The 23,760-nt window shown below is 59.3% G+C and carries 36 protein-coding genes and 1 pseudogene; 30 read left to right on the top strand and 7 right to left on the bottom strand.

Annotation, left to right across the window (positions count from 1 at the left end):
* The 29 genes and pseudogenes from tuf to ACSV9I_RS21635 form a co-directional block, all read left to right on the top strand.
* A pseudogene (gene tuf / locus ACSV9I_RS21775) lies at positions 1-228 on the top strand (elongation factor Tu); the annotation flags it as partial.
* A gap of 375 nt (positions 229-603) precedes the next feature.
* Positions 604-912, top strand: coding sequence for a 30S ribosomal protein S10 (gene rpsJ, locus ACSV9I_RS21770; protein ID WP_006728688.1), 309 nt, complete (start codon positions 604-606; stop codon positions 910-912).
* Between the two features lie 172 nt (positions 913-1,084).
* Positions 1,085-1,723 carry a 50S ribosomal protein L3 gene (rplC, locus tag ACSV9I_RS21765; protein ID WP_006728687.1) on the top strand — a complete coding sequence of 213 codons (639 nt, stop codon included), beginning with the start codon at positions 1,085-1,087 and terminating at the stop codon, positions 1,721-1,723.
* Positions 1,724-1,736: 13 nt separating this feature from the next.
* Positions 1,737-2,357 (top strand): 50S ribosomal protein L4, encoded by a 621-nt coding sequence (rplD, locus tag ACSV9I_RS21760; RefSeq protein WP_054158099.1) that lies wholly within the window; start codon positions 1,737-1,739, stop codon positions 2,355-2,357.
* Positions 2,354-2,647: a 50S ribosomal protein L23 gene (locus tag ACSV9I_RS21755; protein ID WP_054158100.1), complete on the top strand. Its 294-nt coding sequence runs from the start codon at positions 2,354-2,356 to the stop codon at positions 2,645-2,647. The genes rplD and ACSV9I_RS21755 overlap by 4 nt, the downstream gene beginning before the upstream one ends.
* 17 nt (positions 2,648-2,664) lie before the next feature.
* Positions 2,665-3,501 carry a 50S ribosomal protein L2 gene (gene rplB, locus ACSV9I_RS21750; protein ID WP_054158101.1) on the top strand — a complete coding sequence of 279 codons (837 nt, stop codon included), beginning with the start codon at positions 2,665-2,667 and terminating at the stop codon, positions 3,499-3,501.
* 15 nt (positions 3,502-3,516) lie between these two features.
* A complete protein-coding gene (rpsS, locus tag ACSV9I_RS21745) occupies positions 3,517-3,795 on the top strand; it encodes a 30S ribosomal protein S19 (protein WP_054158102.1) in 279 nt (92 codons plus the stop codon).
* Positions 3,796-3,797: 2 nt separating this feature from the next.
* Positions 3,798-4,190, top strand: coding sequence for a 50S ribosomal protein L22 (gene rplV / locus ACSV9I_RS21740; protein WP_054158103.1), 393 nt, complete (start codon positions 3,798-3,800; stop codon positions 4,188-4,190).
* Positions 4,190-4,921 carry a 30S ribosomal protein S3 gene (gene rpsC / locus ACSV9I_RS21735; protein ID WP_054158104.1) on the top strand — a complete coding sequence of 244 codons (732 nt, stop codon included), beginning with the start codon at positions 4,190-4,192 and terminating at the stop codon, positions 4,919-4,921. Before rplV ends, rpsC begins: the two co-directional genes overlap by 1 nt.
* Before the next feature lie 39 nt (positions 4,922-4,960).
* Complete coding sequence (gene rplP / locus ACSV9I_RS21730; protein ID WP_054158105.1) at positions 4,961-5,374, top strand: 50S ribosomal protein L16; 414 nt, start codon at positions 4,961-4,963, stop codon at positions 5,372-5,374.
* A gap of 11 nt (positions 5,375-5,385) precedes the next feature.
* Entirely contained in the window at positions 5,386-5,586 is a 201-nt protein-coding gene (gene rpmC / locus ACSV9I_RS21725) for a 50S ribosomal protein L29 (RefSeq protein WP_028735898.1), read from the top strand.
* A gap of 12 nt (positions 5,587-5,598) precedes the next feature.
* Positions 5,599-5,835: a 30S ribosomal protein S17 gene (rpsQ, locus tag ACSV9I_RS21720; protein WP_054158106.1), complete on the top strand. Its 237-nt coding sequence runs from the start codon at positions 5,599-5,601 to the stop codon at positions 5,833-5,835.
* A 229-nt stretch (positions 5,836-6,064) separates the two neighbouring features.
* The gene (gene rplN, locus ACSV9I_RS21715; RefSeq protein ID WP_006728677.1) at positions 6,065-6,433 is read left to right on the top strand and encodes a 50S ribosomal protein L14; all 369 of its coding nucleotides are present in this window, start codon (positions 6,065-6,067) and stop codon (positions 6,431-6,433) included.
* 15 nt (positions 6,434-6,448) lie between these two features.
* The gene (gene rplX, locus ACSV9I_RS21710; protein WP_054158107.1) at positions 6,449-6,757 is read left to right on the top strand and encodes a 50S ribosomal protein L24; all 309 of its coding nucleotides are present in this window, start codon (positions 6,449-6,451) and stop codon (positions 6,755-6,757) included.
* Positions 6,750-7,307, top strand: coding sequence for a 50S ribosomal protein L5 (rplE, locus tag ACSV9I_RS21705; protein ID WP_438330806.1), 558 nt, complete (start codon positions 6,750-6,752; stop codon positions 7,305-7,307). The genes rplX and rplE overlap by 8 nt, the downstream gene beginning before the upstream one ends.
* 33 nt (positions 7,308-7,340) lie before the next feature.
* Complete coding sequence (gene rpsN / locus ACSV9I_RS21700) at positions 7,341-7,646, top strand: 30S ribosomal protein S14 (RefSeq protein ID WP_054150971.1); 306 nt, start codon at positions 7,341-7,343, stop codon at positions 7,644-7,646.
* 12 nt (positions 7,647-7,658) lie between these two features.
* Complete coding sequence (gene rpsH / locus ACSV9I_RS21695; RefSeq protein ID WP_054158109.1) at positions 7,659-8,057, top strand: 30S ribosomal protein S8; 399 nt, start codon at positions 7,659-7,661, stop codon at positions 8,055-8,057.
* A gap of 44 nt (positions 8,058-8,101) precedes the next feature.
* Positions 8,102-8,635 (top strand): 50S ribosomal protein L6, encoded by a 534-nt coding sequence (rplF, locus tag ACSV9I_RS21690; RefSeq protein ID WP_438330805.1) that lies wholly within the window; start codon positions 8,102-8,104, stop codon positions 8,633-8,635.
* Between the two features lie 12 nt (positions 8,636-8,647).
* Positions 8,648-9,010: a 50S ribosomal protein L18 gene (rplR, locus tag ACSV9I_RS21685; protein WP_054158111.1), complete on the top strand. Its 363-nt coding sequence runs from the start codon at positions 8,648-8,650 to the stop codon at positions 9,008-9,010.
* Positions 9,011-9,150: 140 nt separating this feature from the next.
* Positions 9,151-9,720 carry a 30S ribosomal protein S5 gene (gene rpsE / locus ACSV9I_RS21680; RefSeq protein ID WP_054158112.1) on the top strand — a complete coding sequence of 190 codons (570 nt, stop codon included), beginning with the start codon at positions 9,151-9,153 and terminating at the stop codon, positions 9,718-9,720.
* Between the two features lie 14 nt (positions 9,721-9,734).
* Entirely contained in the window at positions 9,735-9,944 is a 210-nt protein-coding gene (rpmD, locus tag ACSV9I_RS21675) for a 50S ribosomal protein L30 (protein ID WP_054158113.1), read from the top strand.
* A 16-nt stretch (positions 9,945-9,960) separates the two neighbouring features.
* Positions 9,961-10,446, top strand: coding sequence for a 50S ribosomal protein L15 (gene rplO / locus ACSV9I_RS21670; RefSeq protein ID WP_438330804.1), 486 nt, complete (start codon positions 9,961-9,963; stop codon positions 10,444-10,446).
* A gap of 238 nt (positions 10,447-10,684) precedes the next feature.
* On the top strand, positions 10,685-12,025 hold the full coding sequence (gene secY, locus ACSV9I_RS21665) for a preprotein translocase subunit SecY (RefSeq protein WP_054158115.1): 1,341 nt from the start codon (positions 10,685-10,687) through the stop codon (positions 12,023-12,025).
* Positions 12,022-12,606, top strand: a complete 585-nt coding sequence (locus ACSV9I_RS21660) for an adenylate kinase (protein WP_054158116.1) — start codon at positions 12,022-12,024, stop codon at positions 12,604-12,606. Before secY ends, ACSV9I_RS21660 begins: the two co-directional genes overlap by 4 nt.
* A 247-nt stretch (positions 12,607-12,853) precedes the next feature.
* A complete protein-coding gene (rpsM, locus tag ACSV9I_RS21655) occupies positions 12,854-13,222 on the top strand; it encodes a 30S ribosomal protein S13 (RefSeq protein WP_054158117.1) in 369 nt (122 codons plus the stop codon).
* 129 nt (positions 13,223-13,351) lie between these two features.
* A complete protein-coding gene (gene rpsK, locus ACSV9I_RS21650; RefSeq protein ID WP_015915761.1) occupies positions 13,352-13,741 on the top strand; it encodes a 30S ribosomal protein S11 in 390 nt (129 codons plus the stop codon).
* Between the two features lie 101 nt (positions 13,742-13,842).
* Positions 13,843-14,853 (top strand): DNA-directed RNA polymerase subunit alpha, encoded by a 1,011-nt coding sequence (locus ACSV9I_RS21645; protein ID WP_054158118.1) that lies wholly within the window; start codon positions 13,843-13,845, stop codon positions 14,851-14,853.
* 116 nt (positions 14,854-14,969) lie between these two features.
* The gene (gene rplQ / locus ACSV9I_RS21640) at positions 14,970-15,392 is read left to right on the top strand and encodes a 50S ribosomal protein L17 (protein ID WP_054158119.1); all 423 of its coding nucleotides are present in this window, start codon (positions 14,970-14,972) and stop codon (positions 15,390-15,392) included.
* A gap of 401 nt (positions 15,393-15,793) precedes the next feature.
* Positions 15,794-16,372: a DoxX family protein gene (locus ACSV9I_RS21635; protein WP_438330803.1), complete on the top strand. Its 579-nt coding sequence runs from the start codon at positions 15,794-15,796 to the stop codon at positions 16,370-16,372.
* Positions 16,373-16,427: 55 nt separating this feature from the next.
* Here ACSV9I_RS21635 and ACSV9I_RS21630 read toward each other — a convergent pair whose 3' ends face one another.
* From ACSV9I_RS21630 to ACSV9I_RS21620, 3 genes are all read right to left on the bottom strand, one after another.
* Positions 16,428-17,735 carry an RNA polymerase sigma factor gene (locus tag ACSV9I_RS21630; RefSeq protein WP_438330802.1) on the bottom strand — a complete coding sequence of 436 codons (1,308 nt, stop codon included), beginning with the start codon at positions 17,733-17,735 and terminating at the stop codon, positions 16,428-16,430.
* Between the two features lie 63 nt (positions 17,736-17,798).
* Positions 17,799-18,236, bottom strand: a complete 438-nt coding sequence (locus tag ACSV9I_RS21625) for a YciI family protein (RefSeq protein WP_438330801.1) — start codon at positions 18,234-18,236, stop codon at positions 17,799-17,801.
* A 93-nt stretch (positions 18,237-18,329) separates the two neighbouring features.
* On the bottom strand, positions 18,330-18,767 hold the full coding sequence (locus tag ACSV9I_RS21620) for a DUF2809 domain-containing protein (RefSeq protein ID WP_438330800.1): 438 nt from the start codon (positions 18,765-18,767) through the stop codon (positions 18,330-18,332).
* A gap of 82 nt (positions 18,768-18,849) precedes the next feature.
* Here ACSV9I_RS21620 and ACSV9I_RS21615 point away from each other — a divergent pair, with 82 nt between their 5' ends.
* A complete protein-coding gene (locus ACSV9I_RS21615; protein WP_438330799.1) occupies positions 18,850-19,725 on the top strand; it encodes a DUF817 domain-containing protein in 876 nt (291 codons plus the stop codon).
* Between the two features lie 33 nt (positions 19,726-19,758).
* Here the strand turns inward: ACSV9I_RS21615 and ACSV9I_RS21610 are convergent, their stop codons facing one another.
* The 4 genes from ACSV9I_RS21610 to ACSV9I_RS21595 form a co-directional block, all read right to left on the bottom strand.
* The gene (locus tag ACSV9I_RS21610; protein ID WP_438330798.1) at positions 19,759-21,129 is read right to left on the bottom strand and encodes a GGDEF domain-containing response regulator; all 1,371 of its coding nucleotides are present in this window, start codon (positions 21,127-21,129) and stop codon (positions 19,759-19,761) included.
* A 172-nt stretch (positions 21,130-21,301) separates the two neighbouring features.
* Complete coding sequence (gene msrQ / locus ACSV9I_RS21605) at positions 21,302-21,946, bottom strand: protein-methionine-sulfoxide reductase heme-binding subunit MsrQ (RefSeq protein WP_438330810.1); 645 nt, start codon at positions 21,944-21,946, stop codon at positions 21,302-21,304.
* Positions 21,943-22,893, bottom strand: coding sequence for a protein-methionine-sulfoxide reductase catalytic subunit MsrP (gene msrP / locus ACSV9I_RS21600; RefSeq protein WP_438330797.1), 951 nt, complete (start codon positions 22,891-22,893; stop codon positions 21,943-21,945). The genes msrQ and msrP overlap by 4 nt, the downstream gene beginning before the upstream one ends.
* A gap of 144 nt (positions 22,894-23,037) precedes the next feature.
* Complete coding sequence (locus ACSV9I_RS21595) at positions 23,038-23,655, bottom strand: thermonuclease family protein (RefSeq protein ID WP_438330796.1); 618 nt, start codon at positions 23,653-23,655, stop codon at positions 23,038-23,040.
* Between the last annotated feature and the right edge of the window lie 105 nt (positions 23,656-23,760).

The raw sequence follows: 23,760 nt of genomic DNA, 5'->3' as shown, positions 1-23,760 counted from the left end.
CATACGCCGTTCTTCACGAACTACCGTCCGCAGTTCTACTTCCGTACGACGGACGTGACGGGCATCGTCACGCTGCCGGAAGGCACGGAAATGGTTATGCCGGGCGACAACGTCACGGTTGCCGTTGAGCTGATCGTTCCGATCGCGATGGAAGAAAAGCTGCGCTTCGCGATCCGCGAAGGCGGCCGTACCGTCGGCGCCGGCATCGTCGCTTCGATCGTCGAGTAATCGATTGGGCAAGGCGGCCTCGGGCTTCGGTCCGAGGCCGCTTTCCGTTTTCTCCGGTCTTCTGGCGCAAGCCAGGCATGCCGGACGCGCACACGTCGCCATTTCGTCCTGACGGGCGGATTGACGAAAGGCCGATTGCGGTGTATGTCGCCGGCCACGATAGGAATCAGCGGGCGTTACGCCAACTGATTCAGGCGCTGCAGTTTACAAGGCCTGGTGACGGGTCACGTTGGGCAGGGCTCCTCATGACTAGAAAGAGTGACAGGGCGCCCCTTTGGCAGTCCTGTGATTTTTGAAAATTTGGGGCCGGCCAGTCATGGTAATTCACTGTCTCTGCGTATGCGGGACGCACGATAAGAAACAAGGACAAGTCGAATGAACGGCCAGAATATCCGCATCCGCCTCAAGGCGTTTGATCACCGGGTTCTCGATGCCTCTACGCGCGAGATCGTCTCGACCGCAAAGCGCACTGGCGCTAGCGTTCGCGGCCCGGTTCCGCTCCCGACCCGCATCGAAAAGTTTACCGTCAACCGTTCTCCCCACGTCGACAAGAAGAGCCGCGAGCAGTTCGAAATGCGCACACACAAGCGCCTTCTCGACATCGTGGACCCGACTCCGCAGACGGTTGACGCGCTGATGAAGCTCGACCTGGCTGCTGGCGTGGACGTCGAGATTAAGCTCTAAAATGGAATTCCGGCGAGAGCCGAAATAACAAGGAAGGTACGTGGCAAGACCTGCCAACGACTTCTCGAAACGGGAAACCCGAAGGTTCGGAAGGGCCGGAGTGGAATCCTTAAACAAAGAGGAAAGGCCTGGATCACTTTTCCCGGCCGCGACTCTCAAGAGGAATGAACCAATGCGTTCAGGTGTGATTGCACAGAAAGTGGGAATGACCCGCGTCTATAACGACGCCGGCGAACATATCCCGGTAACAGTTCTGCGTCTGGATAACGTACAGGTCGTCGCGCAGCGTACGGCCGACAAGAACGGCTACGTGGCTCTTCAGCTCGGTGCCGGTACGTCGAAGGTCAAGAACACGTCGAAGGGCCTTCGTGGTCACTTCGCCGCAGCGAGCGTTGAGCCCAAGGCCAAGCTCGTCGAATTCCGCGTCTCCGAAGACAACCTTATCGATGTCGGCGCACAGCTGACCGCGAGCCATTTTGAAGCCGGCCAGCTGGTCGACGTCACGGGCACGACGATCGGTAAGGGTTTTGCCGGTGCGATGAAGCGCCACAACTTCGGTGGTCTCCGCGCGACCCACGGTGTGTCCGTTTCGCACCGTTCGCATGGTTCGACTGGTTCGAACCAGGATCCGGGCAAGGTCTGGAAGGGCAAGCGCATGGCTGGTCACATGGGCCAGACTCGCGTCACCACCCAGAACCTCGAAGTCGTTTCGACCGATGAAGATCGTGGTCTTATCCTTGTGAAGGGCGCCGTTCCCGGTTCCAAGGGTTCCTGGATCATCGTCCGCGACGCCGTGAAGTCGGCGAAGTAAGGGAGCCAAGGACATGGAATTTAACGTCAAGACCCTCGAGGGCAAGGAAGCCGGCAAGGTTTCTCTGTCTGACGAAATCTTCGGCCTCGACCCGCGCGAAGACCTGATCGCCCGCATGATCCGCTGGCAGCTGGCCAAGAAGCGCCAGGGCACGCACAAGACCAAGGGCCGCGCGGAAGTCTCGCGCACCGGTTCGAAGATGTACAAGCAGAAGGGCACCGGTCGTGCTCGTCACCATTCGGCCCGCGCTCCGCAGTTCCGCGGCGGTGGTAAGGCTCATGGTCCGGTTGTTCGCAGCCACGCCCATGACCTGCCGAAGAAGGTTCGTGCGCTCGCTCTGCGCCACGCCCTGTCTGCCAAGATGAAGTCGGAAGACGTGATCATCGTCGACAACCTGGTGGCTGCTGAAGCCAAGACCAAGCTGCTCGTCGGTACGTTCGCGACGCTCGGCCTCACCAATGCTCTCGTCATCGGCGGTGCCGAAATCGACAGCAACTTCAAGCTCGCCGCCTCGAACATCCCGAACATCGATGTTCTGCCAGTTCAGGGCATCAACGTTTACGACATCCTGCGCCGTGGCAAGCTCGTGCTTTCCAAGGCTGCTGTGGAAGCTCTGGAGGAGCGGTTCAAATGACTGATCTTCGCCACTACGACGTGATCGTATCTCCTTCGATCACGGAAAAGTCGACCATGGTGTCCGAGTACAACCAGGTCGTCTTCAATGTCGCCAAGGGCGCCAGCAAGCCGGAAATCAAGGCTGCTGTCGAAGCTCTCTTCGGCGTCAAGGTCACGGCCGTCAACACGCTCGTCCGCAAGGGCAAGACCAAGCGTTTCCGCGGCTTCGCCGGTAAGCAGAAAGACGTCAAGAAGGCCGTCGTGACGCTTGCCGAAGGTCAGTCCATCGACGTGTCGACGGGCGTCTGAGGTAGGGAACAAGAACAATGGCATTGAAAAGCTTCAACCCGACCACGCCGAGCCAGCGTCAGCTCGTCATCGTCGACCGTTCTGGCCTCCACAAGGGCAAGCCGGTCAAGGCGCTGACGGAAGGTCTGTCCAAGAGCGGCGGTCGTAACAACCTCGGTCGCATCACCGCCCGCTTCATCGGCGGTGGTCATAAGCGCACCTATCGACTGGTGGACTTCAAGCGTCGCAAGTTCGACGTAGAGGGCACTGTCGAGCGCCTGGAATACGACCCGAACCGTTCGGCATTCATCGCTCTCGTGACCTACACGGACGGCGAGCAGGCCTACATCCTGGCCCCGCAGCGTCTCGCTGCTGGCGACAAGGTGATCGCATCTGACAAGGCAGTCGACGTAAAGCCCGGCAACACCATGCCGCTGCAGTCGATCCCGGTCGGCTCCATCATCCACAACGTGGAAATGAAGCCGGGCAAGGGCGGTCAGATCGCTCGCTCTGCAGGCACCTACGTACAGCTGGTCGGCCGCGATGCCGGCATGGCAATCCTGCGCCTGAACTCTGGCGAACAGCGCCTGGTTCCGGGCTCCTGCCTCGCCACCATTGGCGCCGTATCCAACCCGGATCACGGCAACACCAATGACGGTAAGGCTGGTCGTACCCGTTGGCGCGGCAAGACCCCGCATAACCGCGGTGTTGTCATGAACCCGGTCGACCACCCGCACGGTGGTGGTGAAGGCCGCACATCCGGTGGTCGTCACCCGGTTTCCCCTTGGGGCAAGCCGACCAAGGGCAAGCGTACACGTTCGAACAAGTCGACCGACAAGTTCATCATGCGCTCGCGCCACCTGAAGAAGAAGTAAGAGAGGTAGTCAGAAATGGCTCGTTCAGTATGGAAAGGCCCGTTCGTTGACGGCTATCTTCTCAAGAAGGCTGAGAAGGTTCGTGAAGGCGGTCGTAGCGAAGTGATCAAGATGTGGAGCCGTCGCTCCACCATCCTGCCGCAGTTCGTCGGTCTCACCTTTGGTGTCTACAACGGCAGCAAGCACATCCCGGTCAACGTCAACGAAGACATGGTCGGTCACAAGTTCGGTGAATTCGCTCCCACACGGACCTATTACGGTCACGGTGCGGACAAAAAGGCGAAGAGGAAGTAACCATGGGCAAGGCAAAAGCCGAACGTCGGCTGAAGGACAACGAAGCGCAGGCAGTTGCCCGCACGATCCGCGTCAGCCCGCAGAAGCTGAACCTGGTTGCCGCGATGATCCGCGGCAAGAAGGTTGAGCGCGCTCTCGCTGATCTGGAATTCTCCCGCAAGCGCATCGCCGGCACGGTCAAGAAGACCCTCGAGTCCGCAATCGCCAACGCCGAGAACAACCATGACCTCGACGTCGACCAGCTGGTCGTCGCCGAAGCTTATGTCGGCAAGTCGATTACCATGAAGCGTTTCCACGCTCGTGGCCGCGGTCGCGCATCGCGCATCGAGAAGGCATTCTCGCACCTCACCATCGTGGTGCGCGAAGTTGAAGCCGTCACTGGGGAGGCCGCATAATGGGTCAGAAAATCAATCCAATCGGTTTCCGCCTCGGCATCAACCGCACTTGGGATAGCCGTTGGTTCGCCGACAACGCCGAATACGGCAAGCTGCTGCACGAAGACCTGAAGATCCGCAAGTATCTGATGGACGAACTGAAGCAGGCCGGTATTGCCAAGGTCGTCATCGAGCGTCCGCACAAGAAGTGCCGCGTCACGATCCACTCGGCTCGTCCGGGTCTGATCATCGGCAAGAAGGGTGCAGACATCGAGAAGCTTCGCAAGAAGATCTCGTCGATGACCAACTCGGAAACGCACCTCAACATCGTTGAAGTGCGCAAGCCGGAAATCGATGCGACCCTGGTCGCTCAGTCGATTACCCAGCAGCTCGAGCGTCGTATTGCATTCCGTCGCGCCATGAAGCGCGCCGTTCAGTCGGCCATGCGTCTCGGTGCCGAAGGCATCAAGATCACTTGCGCTGGCCGTCTCGGCGGTGCTGAAATCGCGCGTACCGAATGGTACCGCGAAGGCCGCGTGCCGCTCCACACCCTTCGCGCAGACATCGACTACGGGACGTCTGAAGCCTCGACTGCCTATGGCATCTGCGGCGTGAAGGTCTGGATCTTCAAGGGCGAAATCCTTGAACACGATCCGATGGCCTCCGAGCGTCGTGCGCTCGAGGGCGATGCCCAGGGTCCGGCAAGCCGTGAACGCGGCGATCGTGGCGACCGTCGCCGCGAGAACGCTTGATTGAACGCTGGCGAAAGATAAGCTCGGAGAAGTAAGAAAATGTTGCAGCCAAAGCGTACAAAGTACCGCAAGCAGTTCAAGGGCCGCATCAAGGGCGTCGCCAAGGGCGGTTTTGATCTGGCATTCGGTGAATACGGCCTCAAGGCTCTGGAACCGAACCGTGTGAACGCGCGCGAAATCGAAGCAGCCCGTCGTGCGATCACACGCTACATGAAGCGTGCTGGTCGTGTGTGGATCCGCGTATTCCCTGACGTTCCGGTCACTGCCAAGCCCACGGAAGTCCGTATGGGTAAGGGTAAGGGTTCGGTCGAATACTGGGCATGCAAGGTCAAGCCCGGTCGTATCATGTTCGAGATCGACGGCGTATCGGAAGAGATCGCACGCGAGGCTCTTCGCCTCGGTTCTGCAAAGCTCTCGGTCACGACGCGCTTCGTACAGCGCATTGCAGAGTGAGGATCAAGTCGATGAAAGCCGCAGACGTACGCGCCATGAGCGCCGACCAGCTGAACGACGAACTTGCCAAGCTGAAGAAGGAGCAGTTCAACCTGCGCTTCCAGAAGGCCACTGGCCAGCTCGAGAAGTCTTCCCGGATTCAGGAAGTCCGTCGTGATATCGCACGCGTAAAAACCATTGCCCGCCAGAAGGCGGCAGAAGCCAAGGCCTAAGGACCGAAGAATATGCCGAAACGCATTCTGCAGGGCGTAGTTGTCAGCGACAAGAACGACAAGACCGTCGTTGTTCGCGTTGAGCGTCGATTCGCCCACCCGCTGCTTCAGAAGACTGTTCGTCGGTCGAAGAAGTACAAGGCACATGACGAAAACAACCAGTTCAAGACCGGTGACGTAGTTTCCATCCAGGAATGCGCCCCGATCTCCAAGGACAAGTGCTGGACGGTTATCACCGCCCAGGCTTAATTTACGGAGTTTCTGCGCGGGGGCTTGCACCTCGCGCAGAAATCTGTATGAAGCAGGCCACTGGCTGAGAACGCCCCGAAGCGGGCGTTCTTTTGCTTTGAGCGCACGGAAGGTCCCATATGGGAAACCACCCTGTATTTATCTTCCCGCGCACAACAGAAATTTATCATAAGCCCGAATAGGGGGCCTCGGCCCAACCGTTCGGGTTGCAACAAGAAGGCGACCTGACATGATTCAGATGCAGACTAACCTCGACGTGGCGGATAATTCCGGCGCACGTCGTGTCATGTGCATCAAGGTGCTGGGCGGCTCCAAGCGCAAGTACGCTTCGATTGGCGACATCATTGTCGTTTCGATCAAGGAAGCGATCCCGCGCGGCCGCGTCAAGAAGGGTGACGTGATGAAGGCGGTTGTTGTTCGTACCGCCAAGGACATCCGTCGCGCCGACGGCAGCGTCATTCGATTCGACAACAACGCAGCCGTTCTGATCGACAACAAGAAAGAGCCCATCGGCACCCGTATCTTCGGACCGGTTCCGCGCGAACTTCGCGCCAAGAACCACATGAAGATCATCTCGCTGGCTCCGGAAGTACTGTAAGGGGAGCGACGAGCGATGAACAAGATCCGTAAGGGCGACAAGGTCGTCATTCTCGCTGGCAAGGACAAGGGCCGTTCAGGCGAAGTCCTCCAGGTCATGCCGAAGGAAGACCGTGCGGTCGTCCGTGGCATCAACGTCGTGAAGCGCCACCAGCGCCAGACGCAGAACCAGGAAGCCGGTATCATCACCAAGGAAGCTCCGATCCATCTGTCGAATCTCGCGATCGCAGACAAGGACGGCAAGCCGACCCGCGTCGGTTTCGCAGTCGTTGACGGCAAGAAGGTTCGTGTGGCCAAGCGTTCGGGAGAAGTGATCGATGGCTGAGTCCAAGTACGAGCCGCGGCTCAAGGTTGAATACGTAAACCGTATTCGTAAGGCGATGCAGGAGCAGTTCTCCTTCGCCAACGAAATGATGATCCCGAAGCTGGATAAGATCGTCATCAACATGGGCGTGGGTGAGGCAACTGCCGACTCCAAGAAGCCCTCGGTTGCAGCTGCCGATCTCGCAGCGATTGCTGGCCAGAAGCCGGTTATCACGCGGGCTCGCAATTCCATCGCGGGCTTCAAGGTCCGTGAAGACATGCCGATCGGCGCAAAGGTTACCCTGCGCGGCGCCCGGATGTACGAGTTCCTGGATCGCTTGGTCAACATCGCGCTTCCGCGCGTTCGCGACTTCCGCGGCCTGAACCCGAAGTCCTTCGACGGCCGTGGCAACTTCGCCATGGGCATCAAGGAGCACATTGTGTTCCCGGAGATCAACTACGATAAGGTTGATCAGATGTGGGGCATGGACATCATCGTTTGCACGACGGCGACCAACGACGACGAAGCTCGGGCTCTTCTTAAAGAGTTCAACTTCCCGTTCCGTCAGTAACCGTAACGACGAGCGTAGAAGAGGAACTTCCATATGGCGAAGACAAGCGCAGTTGAAAAGAACAAGCGCCGCCGCAAGATCGTCGCGAACCAGGCCGCAAAGCGCGCCGGGCTCAAGGCCATCATCATGAACCAGTCCCTTTCGATTGAAGAGCGGTTCAAGGCAACCCTGAAGCTGGCAGAACTGCCGCGTGACGGCTCCAAGACCCGTATTCGCAACCGTTGCGAAGTCACTGGTCGCCCGCGCGCTTTCTACCGCAAGCTCGGTATGTCGCGTATCGCACTTCGTGAGCTTGGCAACACCGGCAAGGTGCCGGGCGTTGTGAAGTCCAGCTGGTAAGGAGACGGTAACATGACGATGACTGATCCGTTGGGCGATATGCTCACCCGTATCCGGAATGGTGCTGCTCGCCGCAAGAGCTCTGTCTCCACTCCGGCCTCCAAGCTCCGTGCCCGCGTTCTCGACGTCCTGCAGGCTGAAGGCTACATCCGTGGCTACAGCCAGGTCGACTATGACAACGGCAAGTCCGAGATCACGATTGAACTGAAGTACTACGAAGGTGCTTCGGTCATTCGCGAAATCGGCCGTGTCTCCAAGCCGGGCCGCCGAGTTTATGTCTCGGTTAAGTCCATCCCGCAGGTCGCGAACGGCCTCGGCATCACCATCCTTTCGACTCCGAAGGGTGTGATGGCCGATCACCAGGCTCGCGAACAGAACGTTGGTGGTGAGGTTCTCTGCTCGGTCTTCTAAGATCGAACAGGGGAACTCCATAGCGAACAGACAGGATAAAAACTATGTCTCGTATCGGTAAGAAGCCCGTTCCGGTTCCGGCTGGTGTGACTGCCACAGTCGAAGGCCAGAAGGTCTCGGTAAAGGGTCCGAAGGGTGAACTTTTCTTCGTCGCGAATGACGAAATCTCCGTCAAGCTGGAAGACAACGCTGTTGTCGTCCTGCCGACAAACAACTCGAAGGATGCACGGTCGAAGTGGGGCATGTCCCGCACGATGGTCGAAAACATCCTGAAGGGTGTGAAGGACGGTTACGAGCGCAAGCTCGAAATCAACGGCGTTGGTTACCGCGCGTCGCTGCAGGGCACGAACCTGCAGCTGGCACTCGGCTTCAGCCATGACGTCGTCTACCAGCCGCCGGCTGGCATCACCATTGCTGTTCCGAAGCCGACCGAAATCATAGTGTCCGGCATCAACAAGCAGCAGGTTGGCCAGGTGGCAGCTGAGATCCGCGAATATCGCGGTCCCGAGCCTTATAAGGGCAAGGGCGTCAAGTATGCCGAAGAGCGGATCGTCCGCAAAGAAGGCAAGAAGAAGTAAGGATCGCGCGAAATGGCAAGCAGAAAAGAAGCACTTGTTCGCCGTGCGAACCGCGTACGGCGTCAGATCAAGGCGGTGGCAAATGGCCGTCCGCGTCTGTCGGTACATCGCTCTTCGAAGAACATCTACGCCCAGGTCATCGACGACGTGGCTGGCAAGACCCTTGCCGCTGCTTCGACGCTCGATGGCGGCCTGAAGGCCTCGCTCAAGACCGGCGCCGACATTGCAGCAGCTGCTGCCGTTGGCAAGCTGGTGGCCGAGCGTGCTGTCAAGGCTGGCGTTCAGGAAGTCGTCTTCGATCGTGGCGCCTTCATCTATCACGGCCGCATCAAGGCACTCGCCGAAGCGGCTCGCGAAGGTGGTCTGACCTTCTAATGAGTATTTCCACCCGGGCTTGCGTCCGGGTGGATTTCCGGCTTTAAGCCGGTCCCACCGGATTCCACCATGTTCGAGAGGGCAGGGTGGAACTTTCGTAATCTGCCGATTGCACCCGGAAAAGAAAAAGGAAAAGGACAATGGCACAAGAAAAGCGTGGTTCGCGCGATGATCGCCAGAACCGTGAAGAACGCGATAGCGAGTTTGTCGACAAGCTGGTCGCCATCAACCGCGTCGCTAAGGTCGTCAAGGGCGGCCGTCGTTTCGGCTTCGCAGCCCTCGTCGTCGTCGGCGACCAGAAGGGTCGCGTAGGCTTCGGCCATGGCAAGGCACGTGAAGTGCCGGAAGCCATCCGCAAGGCAACTGAGGCTGCCAAGCGCGAACTGATTTTCGTTCCCCTGCGTGACGGCCGTACGCTGCATCACGACGTCCACGGTCGCCACGGCGCCGGCAAGGTGCTTCTGCGTTCGGCCAAGGCCGGTACCGGTATCATCGCTGGTGGTCCGATGCGCGCCGTATTCGAGACGCTCGGCATGTCGGACGTCGTCGCCAAGTCGACCGGTTCGTCGAACCCGTACAACATGGTTCGCGCAACGTTCGACGCCCTGAAGCATCAGGTGCACCCGAAGGACGTCGCAGCCCAGCGTGGCCTCAAGTACGCCACGCTTCAGGCTCGCCGCGCCGCTTCCGGCAACGCGTCTGAAGAATAAGAGGAGTCTGATCCATGGCCAAGGCTACGAAGAAGACTGAAGCAAAGACGGTCACGATCGAACAGATCGGCTCGCCTATTCGCCGTCCGGCTGTCCAGCGCGCAACGCTGGTTGGTCTGGGCCTCAACAAGATGCACCGGGTCCGCACCCTGGAAGATACGCCTTCCGTTCGTGGCATGATCCGTGCTGTCCAGCATCTCGTTCGCGTCGTCGACGAGAAGTGAGACGGGGGAAGTCATCATGAAACTGAATGAAATCAAAGACAACGACGGCGCTTCCAAGAGCCGCATCCGCGTAGGTCGCGGTATCGGTTCTGGCAAGGGCAAGACCGGTGGTCGCGGCGTTAAGGGTCAGAAGGCGCGTTCGGGCGTTGCCATCAACGGCTTCGAAGGCGGCCAGATGCCGATCTATCGTCGCCTGCCGAAGCGCGGCTTCAACAACATCTTCGCGTCGGAATACGTCACCGTTTCGGTTGGCCGTATTCAGGCTGCGATCGATGCTGGCAAGCTCGACGCCTCCAAGACGGTTGATGCTGCAGCACTCAAGGCTGCTGGCGTGATCCGTCGCCTCAAGGACGGCGTGCGCATCCTGTCGGGTGGCGAACTGAAGGCCAAGATTTCGGTCGAAGTCGCAGGCGCCTCCAAGGTCGCTCTCGAGAAGATCGAGAAGGCCGGCGGTTCCGCCAAGTTGCTCGCAGTAGCAGCAACCGCAGAAGCCTCTGAATAAATGAAGATCAATCGCCCGGGGTGCTTCACACCGGGCGATTTTGCTCCCATATGTGAGCCTCACGAGCCCAGGACGGAATTGACGTCGTTTCGTCTTCCGGGTCATCTGGAAAACTAAGGTGTGAGGCATGCGGTTGCCCGGCAACTTCTCCCGCGCCCGGTTTTCTTAAAAAAAGTTTGAACGAAGAGCCTCCGGCCCGTGCCATGCGCGTTGCCGGTCATGGTTTGCGGAGAATTCAATGGCTTCTGCAGCGGAACAACTGGCCTCGAACCTGAACTTCTCGACTTTCGCCAAGGCGGAAGATCTGAAGAAGCGTCTGTGGTTCACACTGGCCGCATTGCTGGTCTATCGCCTCGGCACGCATATTCCGCTGCCTGGCCTCAATCCGGAAGCCTATGCGGCTGCCTTCCAGGGGCAGTCCGGCGGCATTCTCGGCCTGTTCAACATGTTTGCCGGTGGCGCCGTCGAGCGCATGGCGATCTTCGCGCTGGGCATCATGCCCTACATTTCCGCGTCGATCATCGTGCAGCTGATGACGTCAGTCGTTCCTGCTCTCGAGCAGTTGAAGAAGGAAGGCGAACAGGGCCGCAAGATCATCAACCAGTACACCCGCTACGGCACGGTTCTTCTCGGTGCCCTTCAGGCCTATGGCATTGCTGTCGGTCTTGAAAGCGGGCAGGGGATTGTCGCCGACCCGGGCATCTTCTTCCGCGTGTCCACGGTTCTGACCCTGCTGGGCGGCACTATGTTCCTGATGTGGCTCGGTGAACAGATCACCTCGCGCGGCATCGGCAACGGTATCTCGCTGATCATCTTCGCCGGCATTGCAGCGGGTCTTCCGACAGCCGTCGCCCACACGCTCGACCTCGGTCGCACTGGCGCCCTGTCGACTGTGCTGATTCTGACTGTCATTGTGGTTGCGATTGCCGTCATCGCTCTGATCGTCTTCGTTGAGCGCGCCCAGCGTCGCCTTCTGATCCAGTATCCGAAGCGCCAGGTTGGCAACCGCATGTTCCAGGGCGACACCTCGCACCTGCCGCTGAAGCTCAACACGGCCGGCGTTATTCCGGCAATCTTCGCGTCGTCGCTGCTGCTTCTGCCGGCAACCGCTGCTGGTTTTGCGGGAACAGCACAGCTGCCGGCTTGGGCGACGGGAATCATTGCGTCGCTCAGCCACGGTCAGCCAGTCTACATGCTGCTGTACGGTCTGCTGATTGCGTTCTTCGCCTTTTTCTACACCGCGATCGTCTTCAACCCGAAGGATACGGCCGACAATCTGAAGAAGCATGGCGGCTTTATCCCGGGCATCCGTCCTGGTGACCGCACCGCTGAATACATCGACTACGTCCTGACGCGCATCACGGCTATCGGCGCTCTTTACCTCGTCGTTGTCTGCATCCTTCCGGAATTCCTCATCGCACGCACCGGTATCCCATTAGCACTTGGTGGTACGTCGCTTTTGATTGTTGTCAGCGTCACCCTCGATACTGTAGCACAGATTCAAGGTCATCTGATTGCTCAGCAATATGAGGGTCTGATCAAGAAGTCGAAGCTGCGTGGAGGAAAGAGGGGACGATGAGAATCATATTTTTGGGGCCGCCGGGCGCGGGTAAGGGGACCCAGGCCAAGCGTCTGACGGACAAATACGGTATCCCGCAGCTGTCGACAGGCGACATGCTTCGTGCGGCTGTTACTGCCGGCACGGACATTGGCAAGCGCGCCAAGGAAGTCATGGATGCCGGTGGGCTTGTGTCTGACGACATCGTCAACCAGATCGTCTCCGAGCGGATCCAGGAAGCGGATTGCTCCAAGGGCTTCATCCTCGATGGTTATCCGCGCACGGTGCCCCAGGCACGTGCGCTGGCCGAAAACATGAAGGCCAGCAATCTGGTTCTTGATGCGGTCATCGAACTCAAGGTTGATGAGGAAGCGCTGATTCGTCGTATCGAGAATCGCGTCGCCGAAACCATTGCAGCCGGCGGCACGGTTCGGTCCGACGACAATCCGGAATCCTTCCGCAAGCGCCTGACCGAGTACCGTGAAAAGACGGCACCTCTGTCGGAATACTATGCAGGCGAAGGCCAGCTGGTTGTCCTCGACGGTATGGCCGAGATGGACACGGTCTCCGAAGAGATCTCCCGGGTGCTGGAAAAGGCCTGAGAATGCGGCGGTCCGGAAGGGCTTGCCACCAAGAATCTTCGCGGGGCCGGTTGCTTTTGGCGACCGATTCCGCTAAAGACCGCGCCAACTCGCGATATTTGAGCGATCGGCGCGTTCTTCCAAAGCGTTGGAAGACCGGGTTCGATCGTTTTGACATGTTGAGAACCCGATTTGTAATTGCGGCTCATCTGGGCCGTGTAACGAGACACCACTTGCCGGATGGCAACTGGAAGCAAGGAGAATAGGCGTGGCACGTATCGCTGGCGTCAACATCCCGACTGCGAAGCGCGTTATCATTGCGCTGACCTATATTCACGGGATCGGCCCGAAGTTCGCATCGGAAATCATGGAAAAGGTCGGTCTTCCGGCTGAAAAGCGCGTTCACCAGTTGACCGACGCTGAAATCCTGTCAATCCGCGAAACCATCGACCGCGACTACCAGGTCGAAGGCGACCTGCGTCGCGACACTTCGATGAACATCAAGCGTCTGATGGACCTCGGCTGCTACCGTGGCCTGCGCCACCGTCGCGGTCTGCCGGTCCGCGGTCAGCGCACGCACACCAACGCCCGCACCCGCAAGGGTCCGGCGAAGGCGATCGCTGGTAAGAAGAAGTAATTTTTCGAGGAAGTTTGAATTAGGCAGTCGGCGGCAGGGTTTCCTGTTGCGGGCTGCCTAAATTCCGTTGCCTCGATTGGTGTAGCCGCTGGCATTACGGCGGTGCTTAGATCAACTGAAAGGAAGACCATGGCCAAGGAAGCCACACGCGTCCGCCGTCGCGAACGCAAAAATATCTCGTCGGGCGTTGCTCACGTCAACTCGACCTTCAACAACACGATGATCACCATCACCGACGCACAGGGCAATGCTATTGCCTGGTCGTCCGCTGGTGCCAAGGGCTTCAAGGGTTCGCGTAAGTCGACCCCGTTCGCGGCTCAGATCGCTGCTGAAGACTGCGCCAAGAAGGCTCAGGAACACGGCATGAAGTCGCTGGAAGTTGAAGTCTGCGGTCCGGGTTCGGGTCGTGAATCTGCTCTGCGCGCCCTTCAGGCTGCCGGCTTCATGATCACGTCCATCCGCGACGTGACCCCGATCCCGCACAATGGCTGCCGTCCGCGCAAGAAGCGTCGCGTCTAATCATTCTTCGTTTTGCCGGTGGGATGCTGAATGCATCCTCCCGGTGCTTCTCACATTCGGCCGTCACGATTGAATGGTGACGGCGGGCGGAAGGTAAAATCATGATTCAGAAGAATTGGCAGGAACTGATCAAGCCGAACAAGGTGGAGTTCTCCTCCTCCGGCCGCACGAAGGCGACCCTCGTCGCTGAGCCGCTCGAGCGGGGCTTTGGCCTGACGCTCGGTAACGCTCTGCGTCGCGTCCTTCTGTCGTCGCTTCGCGGTGCAGCTGTTACGGCTGTCCAGATCGACGGCGTTCTGCACGAGTTCTCGTCGATCCCCGGCGTTCGTGAAGATGTCACCGACATCGTCCTGAACATCAAGGAAATCGCCATCAAGATGGACGGCGACGATGCCAAGCGCATGGTCGTTCGCAAGCAGGGTCCGGGCGTTGTCACCGCCGGTGACATTCAGACTGTTGGCGACATCGAGATCCTGAACCCCGACCACGTGATCTGCACGCTCGACGAGGGCGCAGAGATCCGTATGGAGTTCACGGTCAACAACGGCAAGGGTTACGTTCCGGCTGAGCGCAACCGCGCAGAAGATGCTCCGATCGGTCTCATCCCGGTCGACAGCCTCTACTCGCCGGTGAAGAAGGTATCTTACAAGGTTGAGAACACCCGCGAAGGGCAGGTTCTTGACTATGACAAGCTGCTGATGACCATCGAAACCGATGGCTCTGTCACCGGTGAAGATGCAGTCGCTTTCGCCGCTCGCATCCTGCAGGACCAGCTCGGCGTCTTCGTCAATTTCGACGAGCCGCAGAAGGAAGTCGAAGAAGAGTCGGTCACCGAACTGGCCTTCAACCCGGCGCTCCTGAAGAAGGTCGACGAACTCGAATTGTCTGTCCGCTCGGCAAACTGCCTGAAGAACGACAACATCGTGTACATCGGCGATCTGATCCAGAAGACCGAAGCAGAAATGCTGCGCACGCCGAACTTCGGCCGCAAGTCGCTGAACGAAATCAAGGAAGTTCTCGCTTCCATGGGCCTGCACCTCGGTATGGAAGTACCGGCATGGCCGCCTGAGAACATCGAAGATCTCGCGAAGCGTTACGAAGACCAGTATTAATAACAGTGAAGGCAGCCTCTAAATCTGCCTTTCCCCGTCAAACTGCGGGTGAATGCCCGTATGTGTCAGGAAACGGCAGCCTCTGGGACAGAGCCTGCACTTAAAGGAGAATAGCCATGCGCCACCAGAAAGCCGGCCGCAAGCTGAACCGTACCGCCAGCCACCGTAAGGCGATGTTCGCCAACATGGCGGCTTCGCTCATCCTGCATGAGCAGATCGTCACCACCCTGCCGAAGGCGAAGGAAATTCGCCCGATCGTCGAAAAGCTCGTCACCCTCGGCAAGCGCGGCGACCTGCATGCTCGCCGTCAGGCGATCTCGCAGATCCGCGACGTTGCTGTCGTTGCCAAGCTGTTCGACGCCATCGCATCGCGTTACGCCACCCGCAACGGCGGCTACCTGCGCATCATGAAGGCCGGTTTCCGCCAGGGCGACAATGCTGCCATGGCTGTCATCGAGTTCGTTGAGCGCGACGTCGATGCCAAGGGCGCAGCCGACAAGGCTCGCGTTGCCGCTGAAGCCGAAGCTGAAGCTGCGTAAGTTTCCTCCCGCAAGGGAAGGATGAAAAAAGCCGGGTGAGCGATCACCCGGCTTTTTTGTTGTGTAATGGTGGGCTTGTTGAACAGAGAGGATGACGGGATCAACCGCGATGTCTGTTTCTACCCGGAGAATGCCGCCTTCAAATCCTGGTAAGGCAAAGCCGCATGTTGGCGGGGTAGAAGCCTGAGGACGTGTAGACGAATGTCAGTCTGCCACCGGCAAGGTGGATGTTTGTCAGTTTCATTGCCTGCAGCCAATTCCATCATGTGGACGTCAAGCGATCACAAACAGTTGAACGGCAGCTTCGGCTTCGCAGCAATTTGTTGATGTGCATCAAGTGCCTGCACGGTGGGGGCGGTAATCTCTTGGCATCGGATTAACGATGTTAGTGAGGTTTCCAAATGGTTGACGCATCCATTTTCAATAACGACAAGTCGCATCTTATTATCCCACCACTGTCCGGTTTTTACGACCGGGTCGCGCAACCGATGGCGTGGAGCATCTTTCGACTCGCCGTCGGTGGCATGCTGGTCGTCGAAGGCTGGCCGAAGATCATGGCGCCCCTTGCGCAGGTCGGCTTCGTCGAAAAGCTTGGCTTCTATCCCGGTTGGCTCTGGTCGCCAACACTGGCGATCATGCAGGTCTTCGGCGGTCTGCTGATTGCGCTGGGCCTCTTCACCCGGCCGGCTGCACTGGCAAATGGCGTTATGCTCGCAATTACCATCTACTTCCATCTGGCAAATCCATATGGCGATGCATTTCTCACGCAAGCCGGCATCGATGCGCTGAAGGCGGGAAGTGATTTCTTCACGCCACAGGCTGCCGCACGCCTTGCCGATGGTGGCCACACATTCCTGCATCTGGTGCAGAGCAAGGCCGAACTCGCTTCGCTCTTCTGGACAGGCGGTGCCTTCCTTTTCGCGGCCTTTGGCGGCGGTTACTTCTCGGTCGATCGGGTGCTGTTCAAGAAGCAGTTCTGATTTCAAAGAAATCACCAGACACCCGGCCTTCAGGGCCGGGTGTTTGCGTTCAACCTTATGGGGTAACCCGGCAGTCTTCAGCCCGGCGAAGCAGGAAACGCCGCTCGGTCGCATTGCCGCTCAGCACCACTGCCTGCTCGAATGCCTGCTTGGCTTTCTCCAACTGCCTGAGGCGGAAGAGAAAGTCTCCCCGAGCCGCATGATAGGGTGCATAAGCTGCCATGGAGGGCTCGTCTTCCAAAGCGGCGAGAAGCATGAGGCCGACTTCTGGACCGAACGCCATGGCATGCGCGACGGCCCGGTTGAGCGCGATGACGGGCGAGGCGACCTGCTCGAGGAGCCGATCGTAAAGGCTGGCGATCAGCCCCCAGTTCGTGTCCGTGAAATGGGCAGCCCGGGCATGGACCGCTGCCAACTGCGCCTGCAGGGCATAAACACCGTCATCGCCACCAAGCTTCGAGATCGTGTCGAGGCCAGAAAGCCCGCGCTGGATCAGGAGCCGATCCCAAAGCCTTCTTTTCTGCTGTTCGAGCGTCATCGCCTCACCGTCGGGGCCGACACGGGCGGGAAGCCGCGAGGCCTGAAGCTCCATCAGAGACAGCAGTCCGTGCACCTCCGCCTCCATCGGGGCGAGACCGGTGAGTATGCGGCCGAGCCGCATGGCTTCCTGGCAGAGTTGCGGTCGGATCAGGTCGTCACCGGCGCTGGCAGCGTAGCCCTCGGTGAAGATGAGGTAGACAACCTCCAGCACCGTCGCCAGCCTGCGGTCGCGGTCAGCCCCATCGGGGACTTCGAAGGCTACTCCCGCCTCGCGCAAAATCTTCTTCGCCCGGACGATCCGCTGCGCCACGGTGGTTTCACGCGTCAGAAACGCGCGGGCGATTTCGCCGGTTTCGAGCCCGCCAACAACCTTGAGGGTGAGGGCGACCTGCTGATCCCGGCTCAGCAGCGGATGGCAGGCGATGAACATCAGCGAGAGACGCTCGTCGCCGATCTCGTCATCGAGTGACGCTTCGAGAACCGCTTGCTGCATAGCGAAGTCGCCCATGCTCCCGGTTTCGATCTCATGCTGCAATGTCGGCTGCCGGCGTTCCATCATCCGGCGCCGCCGCCAGTTGTCGATGGCTTTCCGTTTGGCGGTCGTCATCAACCAGGCTCCGGGATTGGGCGGGATGCCGTGTTCGGGCCAACGCGCAAGTGCTTCCACCAACGCCTCTTGCGCCAGATCTTCCGCGAGGCTGATGTCGCCCAGATATCGGGCGAGCCCGGCGATCAGCCGGGCCCTTTCGATGCGAAACAGGGTTTCGATCTCTCTGGTCGCCGTCTCCTGTCCGTCACGCACGCCAATGGCTGAGCTGTCCATCTGTCTTCGCCTCATGCGCTGGACTGCGATCATTTGCCAAAGCCGGTCAAGAACAGCTCTGTCTCAGACCGTTCCGTTGTGACGCGATGCAAGTCCTTCAGCGGCGCGGTCATGGCTCGCGTGACCGTCCGGGCTCGCGACCTCTGCGAAATCCTCCATCTCATAGAAGGGGCGGATTTCGATCTCGCTTGGCCCGGGCATGGGGTTCGGGCAACGTTTGACCCAGGCCAATGCCTCATCCATGTTCTTCACCTCCCAGATCCAGAAACCGGCGACCAGTTCGCGTGTTTCTGCGAAAGGTCCGTCAATGACGCGGCGGTCTGCCCCATCAAAGGCCACCCGCTTGCCGACCTTGGACGGTTTCAAACCCGTGCCGGACAGCATGATCCCGGCCTGGACCAGCTCTTCGTTGAATTTCCCCATTTCCTCGAACGCTTCGGCAGTCGGCATGATGCCTTGTTCACTGTCTTCCGTCGCCTTCACCAAAACCGCTACGCGCATGTGCCTACTCCTCTTGTTGATAAGGTCGCTTTTGCGATCCTGCCTCCACAACGAGCGACCACAACCGATTTCGACAGGCATGGCAAAAGAAATTTATGCAGCCCGTCTCAGGGAAAGCCAGCGGTCGGCGGCCGCAACCAGAAGAATACCCCCGATATAGGCGATAATGTTCCATACCGAGAAGATGCGACCCAAGAGCAGCGCGCCGGCAAGCGTCAGGCGGAAGGCATCGAGCCAAGGCGTGTGATAGAGGCGGAAGAGTTCGGCAAGAATCGCGATCATCACCGACAGGGCCAGTTGCGTCCTTGGTCGAGCAATGAGGACAGCGGACACAAGCAGATAGACCATGACGCCCCAAAGCAGGGAGCCGCCATATTTGACCAGGCTATAGGGCAGTCCAGCCTCATATCCGGTCAGCCGAAGCGTCGCGCCAGCGACGATCACCACACCGGCCGCGCCGAGCCTTACCAATCGTTCCCGGCTTCCATGCACGTCAGACGTGAAAGCCCCTGATGTTTTTGCCTCTTGCATGTCGTCACTTGCCTTGATCTTGCCGATTGCCTCTCTGTATCTGCCAATGCCGGAATCGCAAGGCACTCCAGGAACTCAACAGATGACCACATGGCCCATTGGGCAACTGCCGCGGACCCTCGAAACCATCGACAGGCTCCTGATTACGCCGCCGGCCGCGCCGGATCTGAGCGGATTTCCCCGTTTCGGAGCGGAGTTCCTGCTCTTCGGCATCAAGGAGGCGCGGGCCTGCCTGTTTGCCGGGCTGTTTTTCCTGTCGATCTTTCTCGTGCCGCGCGGCGGTCTCTACGGTCTGCCGCGCTACGACCTGCTGCTTGTGATTGCGCTTGCCATCCAGATCTGGATGGTCTGGGCCAAACTCGAGACGTTCGACGAGTTGAAGGCCATCTGCCTGTTCCATGTTGTCGGTTTCGCCCTGGAGGTCTTCAAGACCTCCGGTTCGATCCAGTCTTGGTCCTATCCGGATTTCGCCTATACAAAGCTGCTGGGCGTGCCGCTTTTTTCCGGCTTCATGTATGCCGCCGTCGGCAGCTATATCATCCAGGCCTGGCGACTCTTTGATTTGAGGATCCGTCACCATCCCCCATACTGGATGGCGATCCTGGTGGCCGCAGCGATTTATGCCAATTTCTTTACCCACCATTATATTGGTGACTACAGATGGTATCTCGCCGCACTTGCAATCGGTCTTTATGCGCGGGCGACCGTGATTTTCCGGCCCTTCGATCGGGATCGCAGGATGCCGCTGATCCTCGCTTTCATCCTCATCGGCTTTTTCATCTGGCTGGCGGAGAACATCTCCACCTTCTTTGCCGTCTGGCACTATCCCAACCAGATCGGCGCCTGGTCGACTGTGCATCTGGGAAAGTGGAGTTCCTGGACGATGCTGGTGATCATGACCTTCACCATCGTCGCGTCGCTGAAACATATCCGCGAGAAGATCTATATCCCGCACTGACCGGCAAGATGGACGGAGGGAGGCTTGCCCCCCTCACGCCATCAGCGACATTTCCGAGAAGGTCCGGTTTCGGCCGGCAGCTTTCGCCATATAGAGGAGCTGGTCGGCGGCGTGCAGCTGGTTGTCGACGGGCTCGTTTGCCTGAATATCGGCAAGCCCGATCGACGTGGTGACGGAAATGACCGTGCCATTGCGCAGCTCGATTTTTACCGCCTCGATTGCCTTGCGGATTTGCTCGCAGAAGTCATGGGCGCTCTGCTCGTGCAGGCCACGCAGATAGACGGCGAATTCTTCGCCGCCAAGGCGGGCGGCCATATGCGGCGTACGCGTCACGGTCTTCTGCAGCGAAGCTGCCACGCAGCGCAGCGTGTCGTCGCCGGCCTCGTGACCATAGGTGTCGTTCACCTTTTTGAAGAAGTCGATGTCGAGAAGGGCGACCGCGCTCTGCAGGCCCTGCGCCTGATCTTCGCGCATCAGTCGGGCAACCACCTCGAAGAAATAGCGGCGGTTCGGCAGATTGGTCAGCTGGTCACGCTCGGCATGGTAGCGCAAACGTTTGATCTGCTTGATGGTATCGACATTGCTGTCTATTCGGCACTGAAACTCCTCGGGCAGGAGCGGTCGATAGATGAAGTCGTTGGCTCCCGCCTTGAGGAAAAGCGAACTGACGCGGCGATCGGTCGACGATGTCACGCCGATGATCCGCAATTGGGTATAGGCGGCGCTGTGGCGGATCTGCTGGACGAGTTCGTAGCCGTCCATGTCCGGCATGTTGTAGTCGGTGATCAGCAGTTCGACATCCTTCTGCACGCCAAGCATGGTCAGCGCTTCGGCACCGGAACGGGCCTCCATGACATCGAAATTGTGCCGGGATAGCAGCTCCACCAGGCTTTGGCGCGCACTGCGCTGGTCGTCCACCACCAGAACCTTGATATCGGCATTGCCGAGCACCCGGGCAGCGGTCTGGACCAGGCGTCCGACGGAATCGCTTTCGTCCTTTACGCAATAGTCGAGCAACTGCATCTCGGCGTAGCGGGACTGCGCATGGGAATCATGTTTCGCGGTGTAGACGATTGCGGCGATCTCGGCTTCATCAAGCGCGCCGAGGATCTCTTCGCCCTTGGCATCCGGCAGATCGAGGCCGGTGATGGCAAAGGCGAAATGTTCGGTGAGGAACACCTTTCGCGCCTCGGCCAGGGTCTGGCAGTGGAAGACCTTTGCGGTGCAGACCTCTTCCAGGCGGGTGACGATCAGATTGGCAACGGCCATCGAGTCCTCGATGAGGAGGATGTTGGTCGTCTTGATCTTGGGGGTGTCTGCGTCCGAAACAACTTTAGCCGGTGCGCCGCGCTTGGCGCTCCGGATGATCCGTTTGGGAACTTCGGCAGTGGCGGTCGCAGTCATGTGTGGGGCCGGTCTCCTCGCGGTCATGGCTGTAACCTAGGGGAGCAGTCCTTAATGGCAGTTGAATGTTGGCCCCTATTGATTGGGGGCTAAGTTGTTGTCATGCCGCTTTTCTGCCCAAAATTGACCGGTTGGTGAAAATTAGTTCCGGTCGGCACTCAGCGGCATCCGATCAGGCGCGAGCAGCGGTCCTCCCGCGCCGGCGATGTTCCATCAGTTTCGGCCTGAGAAGCCGGTAGCCGAGCAGGAGAATGACGACGCCGATGTAGAAGGCGGGCTCCGCCGTCACCACCTTCAGAGACAACGCATAGTGGAGGACGGCGACCAAAAGGATGGGGTAGGCGAGCTTGTGCAACTTGTTCCAAGTCTGGCCGAGCCTGCGGATCGACCACCGGTTCGATGTCAGTGCAAGCGGGATCAGCATCAGCAACCCGGCCATACCCAGCATGATGTAGGGGCGCTTCGCCACGTCGCCGATAATGGACGACATCACCATGCCCCGGTCGAGCGTGAGGTAAACGGCGAAATGCGCCAGCACGTAGTAGAAGGCCAGAAGGCCGAGCGCCCGCCGATAGGCGATGAGGTTGATGCCGAACAGATCGCGCAGAGGCGTAACGGCCAGTCCGAGACAGAGAAACCGCAAAGCCCAGAGACCCAGGAGGTGTTCAAAGGCCCGCACCGGATCAGCCCCAAGACCGCCGAAAATCCCGAGATAGAAGGCGTAGAGCCCCGGCAGGAGGCCGACGAGATACAAAACCCAGATCGAGGCCGGTCGATAGCGAGCTGGAAGTGAGGGAAGGCTGAGCGTGCTCATCAGTAGAACTTCGTCAGGTCCATGCCGTCATAGAGGCTCGCCACCTCGTCGGCATAGCCGTTGAACGGCAGCGTATCGAGTCGCGCGCCGCCGAACAGGCCTTCCGCTTCGCCAATGCGCCGTTCTGTGGCCTGGCTCCAGCGGGGATGATCGACAGCCGGGTTAACGTTGGCATAGAAGCCGTATTCCGACGGCTGCAGCACGTTCCAGGTCGATGGCGGCTGCTCTTCGGTGAGCGTGATCTTGACGATCGATTTGATCCCCTTGAAGCCGTATTTCCACGGCACGACGAGGCGGATCGGCGCGCCGTTCTGGTTCGGCAGCGTTTCGCCATAAAGACCTGTTGCAAGGATCGTCAGCGGATGGCGGGCCTCGTCGAGACGAAGACCTTCGACATAGGGCCATTCCAGCGCCTGGAAGATGCCCGCCTGTCCCTGCATTTCCTCGGGGCGCACCAGCGTCTCGAAGGCCACGTATTTCGCCGAGCCGAGCGGTTCGACCTTGTCGAGAAGTGCCGAGAGCGGGAAGCCGATCCAGGGGATTACCATCGACCAGGCCTCGACGCAGCGCATCCGGTAGACGCGCTCTTCCATGGTGATGTCTTTCATGATCGTCTCGATGTCGATCACCTGCGGCTTGGCGACGAGGCCGCCGATCTCGATTGTCCAGGGCCGTGTTTTCAGCGAGCCCGCATTGCGCGACGGGTCTTCCTTACCCGTGCCGAACTCATAGAAATTGTTGTAGCTGGTCACATCCTCTTTCGAGGTCAGCTTGTCATCCACCTTGTAGGCGCTCGGGGCGGCCTTCAGCGGGGCTGCAAAGGCAGAAGACGAGAAGGCGGCGGCTGCCAGCGCCCCGCCGGAGGCCGCGATGAAGTCGCGACGCCCCAGATAGAGGGACTTCGACGTGATCTCACTGGAGGCGATCTTGGGCGGATGATAGACGGGCATGGGCGAGCCTCTTCGAATGATCTGACATGCGGTATGATTTAGGAGACGGCCGACAGGAGAACAGAGTTTCACCCACGAGAAAAGAAGGGCAAAGGGCACAATATCGTGTAGCGTCTTTCGACGATCGGGCTGTAAGAAACGCCTCTATCCGGCGACAGGCGTCGTCTCGCACCAGCTCAGCTTGTGGCCTTCCCACCGATGCGCAAGCCCGCCCGCAATCAACCCGTCACCCACGGAGCGCCCCTCGCGCATCACGACACGGAGCTTGCGACCGTAGCGATCGACGTCACGTCGTTCGGCCCGGACAAGTGTCACCCCGCCGGAGTTCAACTCGTGCAGCAGGGCCTGCTGGGCGTCTTTTCCGAGTTGCCTTTCGCGTTCGCAAGCCGGCTGGGAAATCTCCGGCGTATTGATGTCGGAGATCCGGTATTTCTCGCCGAGATACCAGAAGGTATCGCCATCCACGACGCAATTGGTCCGTTTGCCGCTCGAACATGTCGAGAAGCGCGCTTTGACCGGTTCCGGTGATGGGTCGATCGAACTGGTAATCGTCGCCGCATCAATCGTGTTCAGGGGACGATCCGCACCGGACTGGCCGTGTTCGGAAGCCGTTGCGGCAAGGATGACCGCAAATCCGACGGCAATCGCCGCCGTCGCCCGGTTCCGGCTCCCCTGTCCCTCGCGCGGCAAGGCGCGCACCGGCACACTGCGCGGGTGCCGCATATTTGCTTTCCCCTTCGACCGGTCCTGTTGTCTTGCCATGGTGGTCTCCTTCTTCCGAATCGTAAGGGCCGGGACTTATCCGTGGCTTAACGGGATGACGAAAATTCGACCCGGTGCAGGTGAGGGAAGGGGCTGGCGTACCGT

Origin of the sequence: Rhizobium sp. G187, from assembly GCF_051549525.1 — a bacterium.
GTDB lineage: Bacteria > Pseudomonadota > Alphaproteobacteria > Rhizobiales > Rhizobiaceae > Allorhizobium.
Note: the sequence above shows the minus strand (reverse complement) of the source record. Positions and strands in the feature narration are given on the sequence as shown.

What these genes read in the sequence shown, in the direction of transcription:
- ACSV9I_RS21595 (WP_438330796.1), bottom strand. Translation starts at nt 23,655, where the DNA reads ATGGCAAGACAACAGGACCGGTCGAAGGGGAAAGCAAATATGCGGCAC.
- rplO (WP_438330804.1), top strand. Translation starts at nt 9,961, where the DNA reads ATGAAACTGAATGAAATCAAAGACAACGACGGCGCTTCCAAGAGCCGC.
- rplV (WP_054158103.1), top strand. Translation starts at nt 3,798, where the DNA reads ATGGGCAAGGCAAAAGCCGAACGTCGGCTGAAGGACAACGAAGCGCAG.
- rplX (WP_054158107.1), top strand. Translation starts at nt 6,449, where the DNA reads ATGAACAAGATCCGTAAGGGCGACAAGGTCGTCATTCTCGCTGGCAAG.
- rplP (WP_054158105.1), top strand. Translation starts at nt 4,961, where the DNA reads ATGTTGCAGCCAAAGCGTACAAAGTACCGCAAGCAGTTCAAGGGCCGC.
- ACSV9I_RS21630 (WP_438330802.1), bottom strand. Translation starts at nt 17,735, where the DNA reads ATGGACAGCTCAGCCATTGGCGTGCGTGACGGACAGGAGACGGCGACC.
- rplB (WP_054158101.1), top strand. Translation starts at nt 2,665, where the DNA reads ATGGCATTGAAAAGCTTCAACCCGACCACGCCGAGCCAGCGTCAGCTC.
- rpsQ (WP_054158106.1), top strand. Translation starts at nt 5,599, where the DNA reads ATGCCGAAACGCATTCTGCAGGGCGTAGTTGTCAGCGACAAGAACGAC.
- rpsN (WP_054150971.1), top strand. Translation starts at nt 7,341, where the DNA reads ATGGCGAAGACAAGCGCAGTTGAAAAGAACAAGCGCCGCCGCAAGATC.
- rplE (WP_438330806.1), top strand. Translation starts at nt 6,750, where the DNA reads ATGGCTGAGTCCAAGTACGAGCCGCGGCTCAAGGTTGAATACGTAAAC.
- rpsK (WP_015915761.1), top strand. Translation starts at nt 13,352, where the DNA reads ATGGCCAAGGAAGCCACACGCGTCCGCCGTCGCGAACGCAAAAATATC.
- rplN (WP_006728677.1), top strand. Translation starts at nt 6,065, where the DNA reads ATGATTCAGATGCAGACTAACCTCGACGTGGCGGATAATTCCGGCGCA.
- rpsE (WP_054158112.1), top strand. Translation starts at nt 9,151, where the DNA reads ATGGCACAAGAAAAGCGTGGTTCGCGCGATGATCGCCAGAACCGTGAA.
- ACSV9I_RS21635 (WP_438330803.1), top strand. Translation starts at nt 15,794, where the DNA reads ATGGTTGACGCATCCATTTTCAATAACGACAAGTCGCATCTTATTATC.
- rpmC (WP_028735898.1), top strand. Translation starts at nt 5,386, where the DNA reads ATGAAAGCCGCAGACGTACGCGCCATGAGCGCCGACCAGCTGAACGAC.
- ACSV9I_RS21625 (WP_438330801.1), bottom strand. Translation starts at nt 18,236, where the DNA reads ATGCGCGTAGCGGTTTTGGTGAAGGCGACGGAAGACAGTGAACAAGGC.
- ACSV9I_RS21610 (WP_438330798.1), bottom strand. Translation starts at nt 21,129, where the DNA reads ATGACTGCGACCGCCACTGCCGAAGTTCCCAAACGGATCATCCGGAGC.
- secY (WP_054158115.1), top strand. Translation starts at nt 10,685, where the DNA reads ATGGCTTCTGCAGCGGAACAACTGGCCTCGAACCTGAACTTCTCGACT.
- msrP (WP_438330797.1), bottom strand. Translation starts at nt 22,893, where the DNA reads ATGCCCGTCTATCATCCGCCCAAGATCGCCTCCAGTGAGATCACGTCG.
- rplR (WP_054158111.1), top strand. Translation starts at nt 8,648, where the DNA reads ATGGCAAGCAGAAAAGAAGCACTTGTTCGCCGTGCGAACCGCGTACGG.
- ACSV9I_RS21615 (WP_438330799.1), top strand. Translation starts at nt 18,850, where the DNA reads ATGACCACATGGCCCATTGGGCAACTGCCGCGGACCCTCGAAACCATC.
- rpmD (WP_054158113.1), top strand. Translation starts at nt 9,735, where the DNA reads ATGGCCAAGGCTACGAAGAAGACTGAAGCAAAGACGGTCACGATCGAA.
- rpsS (WP_054158102.1), top strand. Translation starts at nt 3,517, where the DNA reads ATGGCTCGTTCAGTATGGAAAGGCCCGTTCGTTGACGGCTATCTTCTC.
- ACSV9I_RS21620 (WP_438330800.1), bottom strand. Translation starts at nt 18,767, where the DNA reads ATGCAAGAGGCAAAAACATCAGGGGCTTTCACGTCTGACGTGCATGGA.
- rpsC (WP_054158104.1), top strand. Translation starts at nt 4,190, where the DNA reads ATGGGTCAGAAAATCAATCCAATCGGTTTCCGCCTCGGCATCAACCGC.
- rplD (WP_054158099.1), top strand. Translation starts at nt 1,737, where the DNA reads ATGGAATTTAACGTCAAGACCCTCGAGGGCAAGGAAGCCGGCAAGGTT.
- rplC (WP_006728687.1), top strand. Translation starts at nt 1,085, where the DNA reads ATGCGTTCAGGTGTGATTGCACAGAAAGTGGGAATGACCCGCGTCTAT.
- ACSV9I_RS21645 (WP_054158118.1), top strand. Translation starts at nt 13,843, where the DNA reads ATGATTCAGAAGAATTGGCAGGAACTGATCAAGCCGAACAAGGTGGAG.
- rpsH (WP_054158109.1), top strand. Translation starts at nt 7,659, where the DNA reads ATGACGATGACTGATCCGTTGGGCGATATGCTCACCCGTATCCGGAAT.
- rplF (WP_438330805.1), top strand. Translation starts at nt 8,102, where the DNA reads ATGTCTCGTATCGGTAAGAAGCCCGTTCCGGTTCCGGCTGGTGTGACT.
- ACSV9I_RS21755 (WP_054158100.1), top strand. Translation starts at nt 2,354, where the DNA reads ATGACTGATCTTCGCCACTACGACGTGATCGTATCTCCTTCGATCACG.
- rplQ (WP_054158119.1), top strand. Translation starts at nt 14,970, where the DNA reads ATGCGCCACCAGAAAGCCGGCCGCAAGCTGAACCGTACCGCCAGCCAC.
- rpsJ (WP_006728688.1), top strand. Translation starts at nt 604, where the DNA reads ATGAACGGCCAGAATATCCGCATCCGCCTCAAGGCGTTTGATCACCGG.
- ACSV9I_RS21660 (WP_054158116.1), top strand. Translation starts at nt 12,022, where the DNA reads ATGAGAATCATATTTTTGGGGCCGCCGGGCGCGGGTAAGGGGACCCAG.